Annotated in this window: 13 protein-coding genes and 1 tRNA gene; 13 read left to right on the forward strand and 1 reads right to left on the reverse strand. The window is 71.3% G+C overall.

Annotation, left to right across the window (positions count from 1 at the left end):
- The first annotated feature begins 49 nt into the window (after positions 1 to 49).
- The 6 genes from DEI96_RS04145 (at position 50) to mfd (ending at position 8,214) form a co-directional block, all read left to right on the forward strand.
- Positions 50 to 1,321, forward strand: coding sequence for a sensor histidine kinase (locus DEI96_RS04145; protein ID WP_111024766.1), 1,272 nt, complete (start codon positions 50 to 52; stop codon positions 1,319 to 1,321).
- A complete protein-coding gene (locus DEI96_RS04150) occupies positions 1,318 to 1,974 on the forward strand; it encodes a response regulator transcription factor (protein ID WP_111024765.1) in 657 nt (218 codons plus the stop codon). The genes DEI96_RS04145 and DEI96_RS04150 overlap by 4 nt, the downstream gene beginning before the upstream one ends.
- A gap of 8 nt (positions 1,975 to 1,982) precedes the next feature.
- On the forward strand, positions 1,983 to 2,957 hold the full coding sequence (locus DEI96_RS04155; RefSeq protein ID WP_111024764.1) for a hypothetical protein: 975 nt from the start codon (positions 1,983 to 1,985) through the stop codon (positions 2,955 to 2,957).
- A gap of 328 nt (positions 2,958 to 3,285) precedes the next feature.
- Complete coding sequence (locus DEI96_RS04160) at positions 3,286 to 3,909, forward strand: 50S ribosomal protein L25/general stress protein Ctc (RefSeq protein WP_071405234.1); 624 nt, start codon at positions 3,286 to 3,288, stop codon at positions 3,907 to 3,909.
- Positions 3,910 to 3,938: 29 nt separating this feature from the next.
- Positions 3,939 to 4,523, forward strand: coding sequence for an aminoacyl-tRNA hydrolase (gene pth / locus DEI96_RS04165; protein ID WP_111024763.1), 585 nt, complete (start codon positions 3,939 to 3,941; stop codon positions 4,521 to 4,523).
- 82 nt (positions 4,524 to 4,605) lie between these two features.
- Positions 4,606 to 8,214: a transcription-repair coupling factor gene (gene mfd / locus DEI96_RS04170; RefSeq protein ID WP_111024762.1), complete on the forward strand. Its 3,609-nt coding sequence runs from the start codon at positions 4,606 to 4,608 to the stop codon at positions 8,212 to 8,214.
- A gap of 189 nt (positions 8,215 to 8,403) precedes the next feature.
- Here the strand turns inward: mfd and nhaA are convergent, their stop codons facing one another.
- Positions 8,404 to 9,582 carry a Na+/H+ antiporter NhaA gene (nhaA, locus tag DEI96_RS04175; protein WP_111024761.1) on the reverse strand — a complete coding sequence of 393 codons (1,179 nt, stop codon included), beginning with the start codon at positions 9,580 to 9,582 and terminating at the stop codon, positions 8,404 to 8,406.
- 90 nt (positions 9,583 to 9,672) lie between these two features.
- Between nhaA and DEI96_RS04180 the strand changes: the two genes are divergently transcribed.
- The 7 genes from DEI96_RS04180 to DEI96_RS04210 all read left to right on the forward strand — a co-directional run bounded on the left by DEI96_RS04180 (position 9,673) and on the right by DEI96_RS04210 (position 16,451).
- The gene (locus tag DEI96_RS04180; protein ID WP_111024760.1) at positions 9,673 to 10,368 is read left to right on the forward strand and encodes a MazG family protein; all 696 of its coding nucleotides are present in this window, start codon (positions 9,673 to 9,675) and stop codon (positions 10,366 to 10,368) included.
- A gap of 270 nt (positions 10,369 to 10,638) precedes the next feature.
- Positions 10,639 to 11,883: a histidine--tRNA ligase gene (hisS, locus tag DEI96_RS04185; RefSeq protein ID WP_111024759.1), complete on the forward strand. Its 1,245-nt coding sequence runs from the start codon at positions 10,639 to 10,641 to the stop codon at positions 11,881 to 11,883.
- Between the two features lie 123 nt (positions 11,884 to 12,006).
- Positions 12,007 to 13,290 carry a phosphopyruvate hydratase gene (gene eno / locus DEI96_RS04190; protein ID WP_027464494.1) on the forward strand — a complete coding sequence of 428 codons (1,284 nt, stop codon included), beginning with the start codon at positions 12,007 to 12,009 and terminating at the stop codon, positions 13,288 to 13,290.
- A 342-nt stretch (positions 13,291 to 13,632) separates the two neighbouring features.
- A complete protein-coding gene (locus tag DEI96_RS04195; RefSeq protein ID WP_111024758.1) occupies positions 13,633 to 14,166 on the forward strand; it encodes an FtsB family cell division protein in 534 nt (177 codons plus the stop codon).
- A 75-nt stretch (positions 14,167 to 14,241) separates the two neighbouring features.
- Positions 14,242 to 14,790, forward strand: coding sequence for a DUF501 domain-containing protein (locus DEI96_RS04200; RefSeq protein ID WP_071406119.1), 549 nt, complete (start codon positions 14,242 to 14,244; stop codon positions 14,788 to 14,790).
- Positions 14,791 to 14,830: 40 nt separating this feature from the next.
- The gene (locus DEI96_RS04205) at positions 14,831 to 16,306 is read left to right on the forward strand and encodes an NAD(P)/FAD-dependent oxidoreductase (RefSeq protein WP_111024757.1); all 1,476 of its coding nucleotides are present in this window, start codon (positions 14,831 to 14,833) and stop codon (positions 16,304 to 16,306) included.
- A 71-nt stretch (positions 16,307 to 16,377) separates the two neighbouring features.
- Positions 16,378 to 16,451, forward strand: a tRNA-Leu gene (locus DEI96_RS04210).
- Positions 16,452 to 16,581 lie beyond the last annotated feature (130 nt).

Genomic DNA, 16,581 nt, shown 5'->3' on the forward strand with positions numbered 1-16,581 from the left:
GCGGCCGCACGGCTCGGTCCCCGTCCGGCGCGGCCCATACGCTCGCGTCATGACCTCCTTCCTCCGCCGGTACCGGCACCTGCTGGCCCCCGCCGCCGGCGCCGTGTACCTCGTGCTCTGGATCGTCGCCGAGGCCGGACGCGCGGGGCTCGCCGACCACGTCGTCGTGGTGTCGGCCTTCGCCGTCGCCATCGGCCTCGCCGCGTGGATGCCCGCGACCGCGCTCGGACTGGTCGTCGGCATCCCGCTCCTGCAGGCGGCCCGGCTGCTCACCCGGCCGACCGACACGACCTGGCCGGAGTACCTGGCGATCGCGATCGTCGTCGGCGTCGTCGGCGCCGGTCGGTCCGACCTGCTCCGCTACCTGGCGGTCCCCGTGCTCCTGCTCGCGAGTGCGGCAGCCGCCTGGGCGATGGCGGTCCCGACCGCTGCCGACCAGGACGTCTGGGGCAGCTGGGTGGGGAACTCCGGCGGGACCCGGTCCGACCTCGTCACGATCACCTTCGCGTTCGTCGGGGTCAGCGGTGTCGCCTGGGCGGTCGGCGTGGCCATCGGTGCCGCGTGGCGGATCGGCCTCGCCCGGGTCCGGGTGGTCGAGGCGCAACGCCGCACCGAGGTGACCACCACCGAACTCCGGGCCGAGCAGGACCGCGCACGGATCGCCCGCGACGTGCACGACTCGCTCGCCCACTCACTGGCCGTCGTCGTGTCCCAGGCCCAGGGTGCCGCGGCCATCGCCGTGCGGGACGAACACGCCGCCCGGGCGCTGCAGGACATCGCAGACGTGAGCCGCTCGGCGCTGGGTGACGTCCGGGCCCTGGTGGAACGCATCCAGGCGAGCGACGACGCCGACCGTCACGGGCTGCCCGACGTCCCCGACCTGGTCGAGGACATGCGGGAGCTCGGGATGACCGCGACGTTCGAGGAGCACGGTGCCGGGCTGCTGTCCGCGGGCAGCGCCAGCGCGGTGCACCGGATCGTCCAGGAGAGCCTGACGAACGTGCTGAAGCACCAGGGACGGACCGCGACGGCCCGGGTGGCGCTCGACTGGCGCGGGCCGGGGCTCGGCGTCGTCGTGACGTCACGGGGGACCGAACCCCTCGTCGAGCTCGACGGCGTCGGGTCCGGTGTCAGCGGGATGCAGGAGCGTGCACGACTGGCCGGCGGCTGGCTGCGTGCCGGTGTCGGCGACACCCCGGACGAGTGGGTCGTCACCGCGTGGCTGCCGACGACCGTCGCCGTGCCGACCACGGCGACGGCGGACACCGACACCGACACCGAGGCCGATACCAAGGCCGTCCTGCCGGAGCACGTCCGATGAGCGCCGTCCGCGTCGCCGTCGTCGACGACCAGCGACTGTTCGCCACCGGGATGCAGATGCTCGTCGACGCCCAGGACGACATGACCTGCGTCGGGACCGCCGGCGACGGTGCCACCGCCCTCGAGCTCTGCGCCGCCGAGCACCCCGACGTGCTGCTGCTCGACCTGCGGATGCCGGTCATGAACGGCATCGAGACCCTGACGCGGCTCGCTGCCTCGACCCAGGACCGCCCGCGCGTCGTCGCGCTCACGACCATCCGCCGCGACGACGCCGTCCTCGCAGCACTCCGTGCCGGAGCCGCCGCGTTCCTGACGAAGGACGCCCTGCCCGACGTCGTCACCGCGACCATCCGCGACGTGCACGCCGGTCGACCGGCCCCGACCGAAGCCGAGGCGCTCGACCTGCTGCGCGCGCAGGGCACCCCGGCCGTGACCGACCGACGCGACGAGGTCCTCGACGCGCTGACGGCCCGCGAGCGCGAGGTCTTCCTGCTCGTCGCGAAGGGGCTCAGCAACGCCGAGATCGCCGAGTCGGTCTTCCTGAGCGACGCCACCGTGAAGACCCACGTCCGCGCCGTCCTGACGAAGCTCGGACTCCGGAACCGGATCCAGGTCGTCATCACCGCACACGAACGCGGCCTCGTCCGCGCCTAGGGGGAACCATGCAGATCACGAACCGCGTCGCGAAGACCGGCACCCTCGTCGTCGTCCTCGCCGGGCTGGCCACCGCCGTCGTCCACGGGCTGCCCGAACGCGCCGACGTCGCGGTCGCACCCACCGTCGAACAGGACAGCACGGCGTGGGCGATGCCGCTCGACGCCTTCGTCGCACCGGCCTCGTCGAAGGCCACGTACGCCGAGGACCTGGTGGCCGAGCCCTGCCTGCGGAAGGCCGGCATCGACGATCCGGCGCCCTGGGCGACCGCGGCCGGGCTACAGGCCGACGACGACGCGGCCGACACCGCCGCCCGGGCGAACCCCGCACCCGCACTCGCGACCACCCGGCCCCTCACCACGGCGCTCGCCGAGGCCCGCGGTTACCACGGGCCGTCCGTCGCCGGTGCGAACCAGGAGGGCATGCGGAAGTGGGGCTACGACCCGGACCGCCAGGCCGCGTTCGCCGCGCTCCCGGACGACGTGGCCGCCCGCTGCTGGAAGGCAGCCCGGAAGACGCTCGGCACCACACTGCGCGGCACCGAGCAGACCGCGTCCGAACTGGCCCAGCGCCTGACGTACCTGGCGGCGCTGGACGCACGCCAGGACGACCCGGTCCGCACGGCCGCGGCCGGGTGGCGCACCTGCATGGCGCCGTCCGGTGTGCCGGACCTGCCCGAGGGTCCGGAGGACATGCCGACCCCCTCGATGCACATCAGCGCCCATGACGGCGACCAGGTCGTCCTGTTCTCGGACGATCCGGGGACGGCCGAGGTCGCCGTCGCCGAACGGGACGTCGCGTGCCAGGAGTCATCCGGCTACCGCAGCGCGCTGTACGCGGCGGAGTGGGAACGGCTGCTGCACGTCACCGCGACCGACGCGGCCGTGCTCCGGAGGGGTTCGACGCGGCAGCCGCAGGTGGACGCCCGCCTCGACCGGGTGATCGCGCGGCTCGCGCCGGCGGCACCCGCGGACGTCGACTGACGCGGCGGTCGCGGGGAGCGGTCCTGGGGGGAGCGCCCCGCGCCCGCCGCATGGGGACGACGGACGGGAGGCCCGTGGCGGGATCGCCACGGGCCTCCCGTCCGTCCCGGTGTGCGTCCGGATCGTGACGCGCGACACGCCCGGACGGTCCTGCTAGACTCAGTCCCTGACTTCGGCGAGGGCTGCGTACGCGCGGCCGTGATCGACGCGGTGGGATACCCGGCAAGACCCTGGGATCGTTCCTCACGCGTGCACGCGTTCGAGTTGCAACACCACAGACCCCCACGATGCCGGCACCCCGGCGTCGTCCCCGACACCAGGAGGCACCATGGCCGACTACACCAAGCTCGCAGCGGAAGTCCGCACCAAGTTCGGCAAGGGCGCTGCTCGCAAGCTCCGCGCGGCCGACAAGATCCCCGCGGTCGTCTACGGCCACGGCACCGAGCCGAAGCACATCTCGCTGCCCGGTCACGAGACCATGCTGCTCGTCCGTACCGCCAACGCGGTCGTCGACCTCGACATCGAGGGTGCTGCGCAGCTCGCCCTCGTCAAGGACGTCCAGCGTGACCCGGTGCGCCAGATCATCGAGCACATCGACCTCGTGGTCCTCCGCCGTGGCGAGAAGGTCACGGTCGACGTGCCCGTCGTCATCGAGGGCGAGTCCTTCTCCGGCACCATCCACGTGCAGGACCTCAACACGATCTCGCTGCTCGTGCTCGCCACCGACATCCCGGAGCACGTCTCCGTGAACGTCGAGGGCCTCGAGGACGGCGTGCAGATCCACGCCGCGCAGCTCGAGCTCCCCGAGGGTGCCGAGCTCGAGACCGACCCCGAGGCGCTGGTCGTCGCGATCGTCACCCCGCGTGGCACCGCTGACGACGACGCTGCGGACGAGGCCTCGGCCGAGGCCGGCGCCGAGTCGGGTGCCGAGGGCGCCGCGGACTCCGAGTAACACCCCTTCGAAGACATCTGGTCGACGCTGTGACGGACAACATCCTCGTGGTGGTCGGGCTCGGGAACCCCGGGCCCGACTACGCGGGCAACCGCCACAACGTCGGCCAGATGGTCCTCGACGAACTCGCCTTCCGCATGGGAGCGACGTTCAAGAAGCACAAGACGCCGAACCAGGTCGCCGAGGGGCGCCTGGTGCCCGGCGGCACACGACTCGTGCTGGCGAAGCCCGGGTCGTTCATGAACACCTCGGGCGGACCGGTCTCCTCGGTGCTCGGGTTCTACAGCGCCACACCGGCCGACCTCGTCGTCGTGCACGACGAGCTCGACCTGCCGTTCGACACCGTCCGCCTCAAGGGCAGCGGGGGTCACGGCGGGCACAACGGGCTGCGCGACATCATCAAGGCCACCGGGACGAACGAGTTCATGCGCGTCCGGGTCGGCATCGGGCGTCCGCCCGGTCGGCAGGACCCGGCCGACTACGTGCTGCGTGACTTCTCCGCAGCCGAGAAGAAGACGCTGCCGATCCTGCTGGCCGACGCGGCCGACGCGGTCGAGGCGATCGCCGAGGTCGGGCTGCTCGCCGCACAGCAGCGCGTGCACGCTCCGTCCTGAGCGCTCCGTGCCGGGCATCGGCGCTGTTCGCCCGTCGCGCACGTCGCGGCCGGTGTCGGTGGCGGCCGGTACCATCTCCTGAGTGACGATCTCGGGCATCATCCCTGCGCTCTCGCGCGCCTCAGCCTTCGATCGCGTGCTGCGCGCCGCACCGCGCGACGCCGACTTCTCCGTCGTGGACGGCCTGCGCGTGCCGCTGCTCGGCGCGCTGCTCGCCGAGCGCAACGGTCCGCAGTGCGTCCTCGTCATCACGGCGACCGGGCGTGAGGCCGAGGCGGTCCGCGAAGCGTTCGGCAGCTACGTCCCCGACGCCGACGTGCTCGAGTTCCCGGCGTGGGAGACCCTGCCGCACGAACGCCTCAGCCCGAGTGCCCAGACCGTCGGCACGCGCATCGCGACGCTCCGGAAGCTCGCGGCGTGGCAGGCGGCAGACCCGGCCGAGCGTCGACAGACCATCGTCGTCGCGAGCGTCCGCGCCGCGCTGCAGCCGATCGCGAGCAACCTGACGTCCCTGGCGCCCGTGGTGCTGCGGACCGACTCGCGGGGCAACGACCTGGCGGCGATCGCGTCCCAGCTGGTGGACCTCGCCTACTCGCGCGTCGACCTCGTCACCCGCCGTGGTGAGTTCGCGGTGCGCGGCGGCATCCTCGACGTCTTCCCGCCCACGGCCGACCACCCGGCACGCGTCGACTTCTTCGGCGACGAGATCGAGGCGATCAAGGCGTTCTCCGTCGCCGACCAGCGCACGACCGAGGACGACCTCGGCTCGGTCGAGCTGACCGCCTCGCGCGAACTCCTGCTCAGCGACGACGTCCGGCAGCGGGCGCGCGAGATGCTGCACGAGTTCCCGAACCTGTCGCAGATGCTCGCGAAGATCGCCGAGGGCATCCCGGTCGAGGGCATGGAGTCCCTCGCTCCGGCGCTCGTGCAGGACCTCGTGCCGATGACCTCCTACCTGCCGGACGACGCCACCATCGCGGTGTTCTCGCCCGAGCGGGTGAACGGCCGCGCGAACAGCCTCGCCGAGACGAACACCGAGTTCCTGCAGGCGGCCTGGAGCGCAGCGGTCGCGGGTGCCCAGGCACCGATCGACCTCGACGCGGGCAACTTCCTGACCGTGCAGCAGCTCAAGAACACCCGCGGGCAGCGCACCTGGTGGACGGTGTCGCCGTTCGACTCCGGCCTCGACGAAGGGGACACCGAGCGCGTCCTCACCGACGCCGAGGCCGCTGCCGAGGCCGGCGAGTACATCCGCGTCCGGGCCGAGGCGGTGCCGAGCTTCGCCGGCAGCGCCGACGGGGCGATCGCGCACGTCAAGTCGCTGACCGACGACGGGTGGGCCGTCGTGGTGACCGCGCAGGGCCAGGGCCTCGTCGAGCGTGCGGTGCAGGTGCTCGCCGACGCCGGGGTCGCCGCCCGTGCCGCAGCGGTCGACGCGCCGCCCGAGCCGGGGTTCGCCGTCGTGACGACCGCGACCGTCGAGCACGGCTTCGCGATCCCCGACCCCCGCATCGCGGTCCTGAGCGAGGCGGAGTTCTACGGCCGCAGCGTCCAGCAGGGTGCCCGCACCGTCAAGAAGCTCGCGAGCCGCCGCAAGAACGTCGTCGACCCGCTGCAGCTCAAGCCGGGCGACGTCGTCGTGCACGCGACCCACGGCATCGGCAAGTTCGTCGAGCTCGTCAGCCGCGAGGTCTCCAGCGGTGGCCGCAACGCCGTGAAGACGCAGCGCGAGTACCTCGTGCTCGAGTACGCGCCGTCGAAGCGCAACTACCCGGGCGACAAGCTCTTCGTGCCGACCGACCAGCTCGACCAGCTGTCGCGCTACGTCGGTGGCGAGTCCCCGACCCTGTCGAAGATGGGCGGCTCGGACTGGTCCGCCGCCAAGTCGAAGGCCCGCAAGGCCGTCCGCGACATCGCCGTCGACCTGGTCAAGCTGTACTCGGCGCGCATGGCGTCGAAGGGGCACGCGTTCGGTCCGGACACCCCGTGGCAGCGCGAGCTGGAAGAGGCGTTCCCGTTCGCCGAGACCGCCGACCAGCTCACCACGATCGACGAGATCAAGCGCGACATGGAACGCCCGATCCCGATGGACCGCCTGCTGTCCGGCGACGTCGGCTACGGCAAGACCGAGGTCGCGATCCGTGCCGCGTTCAAGGCCGTGCAGGACGGCAAGCAGGTCGTCATGCTCGTCCCGACGACCCTGCTCGTCCGCCAGCACATGGAGACGTTCCAGGAGCGCTTCGCCGGGTTCCCCGTACACCTCCGCGCCCTGAGCCGGTTCCAGACCGAGAAGGAGTCGAAGGAGACCATCGCCGGGCTCGCCGACGGCACGGTCGACATCGTCATCGCGACCCACCGGATCCTGTCGCAGGGCATCACCTTCAAGGACGTCGGGCTCGTCATCATCGACGAGGAACAGCGGTTCGGCGTCGAGCACAAGGACCAGCTCAAGAAGTTCAAGACGAACGTCGACGTCCTGGCGATGTCGGCGACCCCGATCCCGCGCTCGCTCGAGATGGCGGTCACGGGCATCCGCGAGATGTCCACCCTCGCCACCCCGCCCGAGGACCGCCACCCGATCCTGACCTTCGTCGGGCCGCAGTCCGACCTGCAGGTGGCGGCGGCGATCCGCCGCGAGCTGCTGCGCGAGGGCCAGGTGTTCTACGTGCACAACCGCGTGAAGGACATCCAGTCGGTGGCCGCACACCTGGCCGAGATCGTGCCGGACGCCCGCATCGCCGTGGCGCACGGGCAGATGTCGGAGACCACCCTCGAGCAGGTCATGGTCGACTTCTGGGAGCGCCGCTTCGACGTCCTCGTCTCGACGACGATCATCGAGACGGGCCTGGACATCGCGAACGCGAACACGCTCATCATCGACAAGGCGGACAAGTACGGTCTGTCGCAGCTGCACCAGCTGCGTGGTCGTGTCGGCCGTGGGCGGGAGCGCGGGTACGCGTACTTCCTCTACGACTCCGAGAAGCCGCTGTCCGAGACCGCACAGGACCGCCTCGAGACGATCGCCGCGAACAACGAGCTCGGCGCGGGCATGCAGGTCGCCATGAAGGACCTCGAGATCCGCGGGGCCGGCAACCTGCTCGGCGGGGAGCAGTCCGGCCACATCGCGGGCGTCGGCTTCGATCTGTACCTGCGGATGATCGGCGAGGCGGTGTCGCAGTTCCGTGGCGACGTCGCCGAGGGACAGACCGAGCTCCGGCTCGAGATCCCCGTCGACGCGCACATCCCCGAGGACTACGTCGAGTCCGAGCGACTCCGGCTCGAGGCGTACCAGAAGCTGTCGGCGGCCTCGGCCCCGACCGCGCAGCCGAACGCGATCGACATGGTGCTCGACGAGCTCACCGACCGCTACGGGCATCCGCCACAGGCCGTGCAGACCCTGGTCGAGGTCTCCCGCCTCCGTCGCATGGCGCAGCAGGTCGGCCTGTCCGACGTCGTGGTGATGGGCTCGAACCTGCGGGTCGCCGGCAAGGAGCTCGCCGACTCGTCGCAGGTGCGCCTGAAGCGCATGTTCCCGGGGGCGCGCTGGTTCCCGCAGCAGAACGCGACGAGCATCCCGATGCCGCGTCCGCACGACCAGGCGCTGCCGGACGACGCCCTCATCCAGTGGGTCGAGAGCATCCTCACCGCCGTGTACGGCGCAACGACCCCCGCAGAGGCACCGGCCGCGTAGACGCGAGCGGAGACGGACTGGAGGCACGGTGCGGGCCCGCACCGTGCCTCCAGTCCGTCATCGGCCACGTCCACGGCGTGCACGCCGTCCGTGACGATCCACGCGTCCGCTGATGCGAAGCGACAGAGTCGACGTCCTACGACGTCGACTCTGTCGTTCCGCGTCGGCTGCGCCGCCGCCCGCTGCCCGCTACTCGGTGTCCTCGGCCTCGGACAGCTCGCGGCGCGCGCGGTACGCCCGCGCCCGCAGGGTGACGACGACCGCCGACGCGACGATGGCGATGCCCGAGCCGACGAGCACGGCGAGGACGCCCTCGTCGAGGATCTCCTCGTTGCGGGCGAACGCCAGCTCGTTCATCAGCAGCGACACCGTGAACCCGATGCCGCCGAGCACGCCGACGGTGATGATCGAGAAGAACGACAGCGACGAGCGGCCGGGCGAGCGGAAGATCCGCGTGGCGACCGTGCCGAACAGCGTGATGCCGATGACCTTGCCGACCGGCAGCGCGAGGACGACCGCCCAGAACGTGGGGGAGAGCTCGCTGATGCCGACCGAGGGGATGATGACGGCGGCCGACGCGAACGCGAACACCGGCAGCACGATGGCGTTCGACCACGGCTCGACGTTCTCGTGCAGGGTGTGGCCCGGGCGGCGGGGCAGCACGAGCCCGAGGGCGACGCCGGCGATGGTGGCGTGCACACCGGAGTGGTAGACGAGCCACCAGGTCAGGAGCCCGACGACGACCATCGCCACGATGATGAACGTCTGCCCGCTGCGCCCCGGACGGAGCATCCGGCCGAGCAGCCAGAACACCGCGAGCGTGACGACGGCACCGGCGAGGGCCAGGAAGTCCGTGTCGTGGGCGAACACCACGGCGATGATGATGATCGCGATGAGGTCGTCGAGCACGGCCAGCGCGAGCAGGAACACCCGGATGCCGCTCGGCAGCCCGCGACCGAACATGGCGAGCACTCCGAGCGCGAACGCGATGTCCGTCGCCGTCGGGATCGGCCACCCGTGCGTGTACTGCGTGCCCGCGGTGACGAGCAGGAAGATGCCGGCCGGGACGAGCACGCCGCCGACCGCCGCGATTGCGGGGATGATCGCGGTCTTGGGGTTCGACAGCTCGCCGTCGACGAGTTCCTGCTTGAGCTCGATCGCGACGAGCAGGAAGAAGACCGCGAGCAGGCCGTCGCTGATCCAGTGCGCGATCGACAGGTCGAGGCCCAGGGCACCGAGCGGCAGGTGCGCGTCGAGCAGCTGTTCGAGGCCGGGGCCGATCGGGGAGTTCGCCACGAACAGGCCGAGCACGGCGGCGGTGAGGAGCGCGATGGCGCTGAAGCGGGGGGAGCGGACGAGGGACGACATGGATCTCCGTCTCGAGGGGTCGGGTGAGTGTCCGTCGACCAGACTTCCCGACACACCACCGCCAGTCTACGCGGGTGGCACGATGACCTGATGACCGCCGTACCGGACCTCGTGACCGTCGTCGACCGCCTGCTCGCCGAGGACGGTGGGTGCGTCTGGAACCGGGCGCAGACCCACACCTCGCTCGCCCGTTACGCCGTCGAGGAGTCGTACGAACTCGTCGACGCGATCGACGACGGCGACCCGGACGACGTCCGCGAGGAACTCGGCGACCTGCTCTACCAGGTGGTCCTGCACGCGGGGATCGCTGCCCGCGCGGGGGACTTCACCCTCGAGGACGTCGCCGCCGGGGTCCGGGACAAGATGACCAGGCGGCACCCGCACGTGTTCGGCGACGAGACGGCGGACACCGTCGAGGACGTCGTGCGGGTCTGGCGTGCGGCCAAGGCGGCCGAGAAGGCGAGTCGGCGGAGTGCGTTCGACGGTGTGCCGCGGGCGATGCCGCCGCTGGAGCGCGCTGTGAAGCTGCTGGAACGCCTGGAGGAACGTGGGGACGCCGACGCGGTCGTCGCGTCCGTCGTCGGGGCCGGTTCCGGCGTCGGCCCGGAGGCCCGTGGTGCGTCCGCCCTGCCCGCTGCGGACGACGGGGTGGGCACGGTCGACGCCGGGTGGGGGCGAGCGGTGCTCGGGGAGGTCGCGGCTGCGGCACGACGCGGGGTGGACCCGGTCGCGAGTCTGCGGGCCGCGGTGTCGGCGCTCGAGGAAGCCGGTCGCGCCGTGGAGTGATCCCCGGTCGGGAGATCGCTCCGGGCAGGGGAGAACGGGCGCCCTCCCAACCCGAAAAAGAGAGGGCGCCCGTGAGCGGGCGTCGGCTCCACCAGGGAGAGGGGCCGACAGGGAAGCCCGCTCGAACCGCGGGACGCACTGCAGCACGTCGCCCCGCGAATCGGTCCGGAGCGTGGATCAGGCACGATCCGGACCGAGGTTCTGCATGCAGTATGCCAGTGGGTCGGCACGCGCGCAAGCCGGAGACGCCCGTCTGCCAGAATTGACCGCATGGCAACGACCGTGACGGCACCCCGTGGCATGCGTGACTTCCTCCCGGCGGACAAGGCCCGGCGCGAGCACGTGCTCGGTGTCGTGCGGGACGTCTACTCGCGGCACGGTTTCGACGAGATCGAGACCCCGGTGGTGGAGGACGCTGCGCGGCTGCACTCCGGGCTCGGCGGCGACAACGAGAAGCTGGCGTTCGCGGTGATGAAGCGCGGGCTGACCACCGAGGACCTGCAGGCGGCCGAAGCGCCGCTGGACCTCGCCGACCTCGGTCTCCGGTTCGACCTGACGGTCCCGCTGGCCCGGTTCTACGCCTCGCACCGTGCGGAGCTGCCGTCGGTGTTCCGGTCCGTGCAGATCGCGCCGGTCTGGCGTGCCGAGCGCCCGCAGAAGGGCCGCTACCGCCAGTTCGTGCAGTGCGACATCGACATCCTGGGGGAGCCCGGGCAGCTCGCCGAGATCGAGCTCATCCGCGCGACGACCGCGGCCCTCGACGCCCTCGGGGTCCGCGGCACGACGATCCGGATCAACGACCGCCGGATCCTGCTGGCGCTCCTCGCGTCGTGGGGGATCACCGAGCCCGCCGCCGCCGACCGCGCGCTCATCACGATCGACAAGCTCGACAAGATCGGCGCGGACGGCGTCGCGGCAGAACTCCGCAGCACCGTGGGCGCCGACCTGCCCGGGCTCGAGGACACCATCCGTGCGCTCGAGGAAGCCGACTGGACGTCGGTCGAGGGGGCGCCGTGGCTCGACGCCGAGGCCTTCGCCGACCTGCTCCGCCTGCGCGAGGCGCTCCCAGGGGTGGACCTGCGCTTCGACCCGACGCTCGTGCGCGGCATGGGCTACTACACGGGCACGATCTTCGAGGTCGCGCACCCCGACTTCGGCTACAGCCTCGGTGGCGGCGGCCGGTACGACGGGATGATCGGTCGGTTCCTCGGGCAGGACGTCCCCGCGGTCGGGTTCTCGCTCGGGTTCGAGCGGCTCGTCGACCTCGTGACCCTCCCGGAGTCCGCCGAAGCCGACGCCGTCGTGCTCGTGTACGACAAGGACGTCGATCCGGTCCGGCTCGCGGCGCTGAAGACCGAGGCGCTGGCGTCCCACCGACGCGTCCGGATCGAGCGTCGCACGAAGAACACCAAGAACCTGCTCGCCGGCCTCGCCGCCCAGGGCTTCACGGCGTTCGCGACCGTCTCGGCGGACACCGCGTCGCTCGAGGGCGTCGAGTTCCGCCCGCTCGACTGAGCACCCAGTCCTCGTTCCAGCACGAACTCGTCCACAGCGGGGCGTCACGGCCGACGTCGTGTTCACCTCCGCTCGCTAGGATCGACACCGCAATCACCACAACCAATGTGTAGGGAGTACCCCGTGGCCCTGATCGATGCCGTAGGCGCACGCGAAGTCCTCGATTCCCGAGGCAACCCGACGGTCGAGGTCGAGGTCCTCCTCGACGACGGCGTCGTGTCCCGCGCGCTCGTCCCGTCCGGTGCATCCACCGGCGCGTTCGAGGCGTACGAGCTGCGCGACGGCGACGCCTCGCGCTACGGCGGCAAGGGCGTGCTCAAGGCCGTCGACGCCGTCCTCGACGAGATCGGCCCGGCGCTCGAGGGCTTCGACGCCACCGACCAGCGCCTCGTCGACGCCGCGCTCATCGAGCTCGACGGCACCGAGAACAAGTCCCGCCTCGGCGCGAACGCGATCCTCGGCGCCTCGCTCGCCGTGGCCCGTGCCGCAGCCGACTCGGTCGACCTGCCGCTCTTCCGCTACCTCGGCGGCCCGAACGCGCACACGCTGCCCGTCCCGCTGATGAACGTCGTCAACGGTGGTGCCCACGCGGACACCAACGTCGACATCCAGGAGTTCTTCCTGGTGCCCTACGGCGCCGAGTCCTTCTCCGAGGCACTCCGCTGGGGCGTCGAGACCTACCACGCCCTCAAGGGCGAGCTGAAGAAGCAGGGCCTGGCCACCGGCCTCGGCGACGAGGGCGGCTTCGCGCCGGAGCTCGCGTCGAACCGTGCGGCGCTCGACTTCCTGCTCACCGCGATCGAGAAGGCCGGCTACACGCCCGGCAAGGACATCGCCGTCGGCCTCGACGTCGCGTCCACCGAGTTCTTCTCGGACGGCAAGTACCAGTTCGAGGGCAAGCAGCTCTCGAGCCAGGAGTTCACCTCCTACTTCGCCGAGCTCGTCGCGAACTACCCCCTCGTCACCATCGAGGACCCGCTGGCCGAGGACGACTGGGAAGGCTGGTCGCACCTGACCGCCGAGCTCGGCGACAAGGTCCAGATCGTCGGCGACGACCTGTTCGTCACCAACCCGAAGCGTCTGCAGCGGGGCATCGACGAGAAGGCCGCGAACTCGATCCTCGTCAAGGTCAACCAGATCGGCACGCTCACCGAGACCCTCGACGCGGTCTCGCTCGCGCACCGTCACGGCCTGACCTCGATCCTGTCGCACCGCTCCGGCGAGACCGAGGACACCACGATCGCGGACATCGCGGTCGCGGTCGACGGTGGTCAGATCAAGACCGGCGCCCCGGCCCGCTCGGACCGCGTCGCGAAGTACAACCAGCTGCTCCGCATCGAGGAAGAGCTCGGCGACGCCGCGGTGTACGCCGGTCGCTCGGCCTTCCCGCGCGCCGCGTCGCTGTAACCAGCCCGGCCAGCAGTACCCGCACCACCGAGACGCCGTCCTCCTCCAAGAGGACGGCGTCTCGTCGTGTGTGCGGTGCCGAGGTGCCGAGTGGTCAGGACGTGCCGCACGCGCTGCGTCGAGTGGTCACGAGTCGTCGGTTGGCCCGGGCCTGGCCGACAGGACGTGACCACCGGACGTGCGCCGGGCGGTGTGTGGTGACCACTCCGGGTGCGGGACTTCACGGGCGGGCCGGAGCCGTGCCTCCCGGCTGCCTCGACCGGACGACGCGAGACGCTGAGAGGGCGCCGAACGGCCGCGTGCCGGGCGGCCCGACCGACCGTGCCGGGTTATCGTCGGACCGTGCCCAGCCAGAAGCCCCGCGTCCGCCGCGTCCCCGTGGCGATGCCCGACGGCAGCACGCCCGCGCAGCCCTGGTACCGCTCGATCCACTTCTCCGGGTTCAGCCTGCTCATGCTCGCGATCATCGTGCTGTTCGTGGTGGTGCTCGCGCCGTCGCTCCGGACGCTCATCCAGCAGCAGGAGCAGATCGCCCAGCAGCAGGAGGAGGTCGCGAGCCAGAAGGCCGACGTCACGCAGAAGAAGCAGGACGTCGCACGCTGGGACGACCCGGCGTACATCGAGGCGCAGGCCCGCGACCGGCTGCTCTACGTGTACCCGGGCGAGGAGAGCTACCTCGTGATGGGCACCGAGGACAAGCGGGCCGAGAAGACCCCCACCACCGACTCGGGCACCCCCGTGAGCGCGAAGGTGCAGACGCCCAAGGTCGACTGGGTGCAGGCGATGCTCTCGTCGGTGCTGCAGTCCGGACTGACGGACGAGCGTGCCGCCGACCTCGTCGCCCCCGACGTCTCCGGCACGGGCGACAGCAAGTAGTCCGAACCGCGGGGCGCGGAGCCGTCCGGCCCGACGGTGCGAGGGGTTCCGCTTCTCCGGTAGGCTCACGTTCCCGTGACGACCCCTCCCTTCGACCCGCCCTCCGACCGCGACGTCCAGGTCGTGTCGGCGCAGCTCGGCCGACCGGCACGTGACGTCATCGGGATCGCGGCACGCTGCGTCTGTGGCAACCCCACCGTCGTCTCCACGAAGCCCCGCCTGTCGAACGGCACCCCGTTCCCGACGTTCTACTACCTGTGCCACCCCGCGGCCACCGCTGCGGTCAGCACCCTCGAGGCCAACCAGGTGATGCCGGAGCTGGCAGCCCTGCTCGAGGACCCCGAAGTCGCCGCGCAGTACCGCGCGGCCCACGAGTCGTACCTGGCCGATCGCGAGTCGATCGAACACGTCGACGAGATCGACGGCATCAGCGCCGGTGGCATGCCCACCCGCGTGAAGTGCCTGCACGCCCTCGTCGGCCACGCCCTCGCCGCCGGACCCGGCGTCAACCCCATCGGTGACCTCGCGCTCGAGCGCGCGGACTGGTCGCCCTCCCGGTGTGAGTGCCGGGCGTATGATGACGGTGCAGACGCTGGAGTCGGGGCGGGTGGCGGCGAAGTCTGACCCGACTCCCGCACACCCCCATCCAAGGAGATCATCCCCCGTGCCCAAGATCCTCGTCGTCGGCGGCGGTTACGCCGGTTTCTACACCGCATGGAAGCTCGAGAAGCACCTTCGCCAGGGCGAAGCCGAGGTCGTCATGGTGGACCCGCTGCCGTACATGACGTACCAGCCGTTCCTGCCCGAGGTCGCCGCCGGTTCCATCGAGCCGCGTCACGCGGTCGTCGCGCACCGTCGTCACCTCAAGAAGACCCGCGTCGTCACGGCGAAGGTCACCAAGGTCGACCACGCCACCAAGACGGCGACGATCACCCCGACCGAGGGCGAGGCGTGGGAGGAGTCCTACGACCAGATCGTCATGACCGCCGGCGCGGTGTCCCGCACGTTCCCGATCCCGGGCGTCGCGGACGAGGCCATCGGCCTGAAGACCATCGAGGAAGCCGCGTCGATCCGTGACCGCATCCTCAGCAACTTCCACAAGGCGGCGAACCTGCCGGCCGGTCCCGAGCGCGACCGCCTGCTCACCGTCGTCGTCGTCGGTGGTGGCTTCGCCGGCATCGAGGTGTTCGCCGAGCTCCGCTCCTTCGTCACCGACCTGCTGAAGAGCCACCCGCAGCTGTCCTTCGACGACACGCACTTCCACCTGGTCGAGGCGATGGGCCGCATCATGCCCGAGGTCTCCCTCGAGACCTCGCACTGGGTGCTCAAGAACCTCGCCGAGCGTGGCGCGACCGTGCACCTCGAGACCCAGCTGGCCTCGGCCGTGGGTGGCGTCTGCGAGCTGAAGACGAGCGACGGCGCGATCGAGACCATCCCGTCCGACCTCATCATCTGGACCGCCGGTGTCATGGCGAACCCGATGGTCAAGGGCACCGACTTCCCGCTCGAGCAGCGTGGCCGCATCCGCGTGCAGCCCGACCTGCGCGTGGTCGACGACAACGGCGTGATCGCCGACGCATGGGCCTGCGGCGACGTCGCAGCCGTGCCGGACCTGACCGGTGGCGGTGTCGGCGGGTTCTGCGTGCCGAACGCCCAGCACGCCGTGCGCCAGGCCAAGCAGCTCGCGAAGAACGTCGTCGCGACCATGCGTGGCGAGGCGACGACCGACTACAAGCACGAGAACCTCGGTGCCGTCGCGGGCCTCGGCCTGGGCACCGGTGTGTTCCAGTCCGGCAAGTTCGCCATGAAGGGCTTCCTGGCCTGGGGTGCCCACCGCGGCTACCACGGCCTGGCCATGCCGTCGTGGGAGCGCAAGTGGCGCGTCATCGGCGACTGGGTCGGTGGCTTCTTCCTGGGCCGCGACATCGTGTCGCTCGACGACCGCGAGACCCCGCGCGCCGCGTTCGAGGCGTTCGCGTCCCGTCCGAAGCCCGCTGCCGAGGCCCCGGCCGCGCCCGCCGCAGCCCCGGCTCCGGAAGAGGGCAAGGTCGCCGGTGCCGCCGGTCCCGTCTACGGCGAGCCCGCGAAGGACGTCTCCAACGCCCCCGAGCCGGTGACGGCCCCGGCCGACGCCAAGTAGCACCACTCGTCACGAAGGCGGTCACCTGCGAAGGGTGGCCGCCTTCGTGCATCGGTAGGCTGTTGCGGCCCGCCCCCGTGGCCCAATCGGTAGAGGCACGCGACTTAAAATCGCTGAGTTGTGGGTTCGAGTCCCACCGGGGGTACCGCCGAGGCTCTGGCGTGGCGCCCGCCGCGTGCCGCTGCGAAAGCGACAGAACTCTGCGAACAGTTTGCGTCGTTCTGTCGCTCCGGCCGCACAGTCCGAGCGATGGTCCTGCCATCTGTCGCTTCGAC

Source organism: Curtobacterium sp. MCLR17_031 (genome assembly GCF_003234775.2).
GTDB lineage: Bacteria > Actinomycetota > Actinomycetes > Actinomycetales > Microbacteriaceae > Curtobacterium > Curtobacterium flaccumfaciens.

Excerpts from the sequence above, each read along its gene's own strand:
- DEI96_RS04145 (WP_111024766.1), top strand. The coding sequence starts at position 50 with ATGACCTCCTTCCTCCGCCGGTACCGGCACCTGCTGGCCCCCGCCGCC.
- DEI96_RS04150 (WP_111024765.1), top strand. The coding sequence starts at position 1,318 with ATGAGCGCCGTCCGCGTCGCCGTCGTCGACGACCAGCGACTGTTCGCC.
- DEI96_RS04155 (WP_111024764.1), top strand. The coding sequence starts at position 1,983 with ATGCAGATCACGAACCGCGTCGCGAAGACCGGCACCCTCGTCGTCGTC.
- DEI96_RS04160 (WP_071405234.1), top strand. The coding sequence starts at position 3,286 with ATGGCCGACTACACCAAGCTCGCAGCGGAAGTCCGCACCAAGTTCGGC.
- nhaA (WP_111024761.1), bottom strand. The coding sequence starts at position 9,582 with ATGTCGTCCCTCGTCCGCTCCCCCCGCTTCAGCGCCATCGCGCTCCTC.
- DEI96_RS04180 (WP_111024760.1), top strand. The coding sequence starts at position 9,673 with ATGACCGCCGTACCGGACCTCGTGACCGTCGTCGACCGCCTGCTCGCC.
- hisS (WP_111024759.1), top strand. The coding sequence starts at position 10,639 with ATGGCAACGACCGTGACGGCACCCCGTGGCATGCGTGACTTCCTCCCG.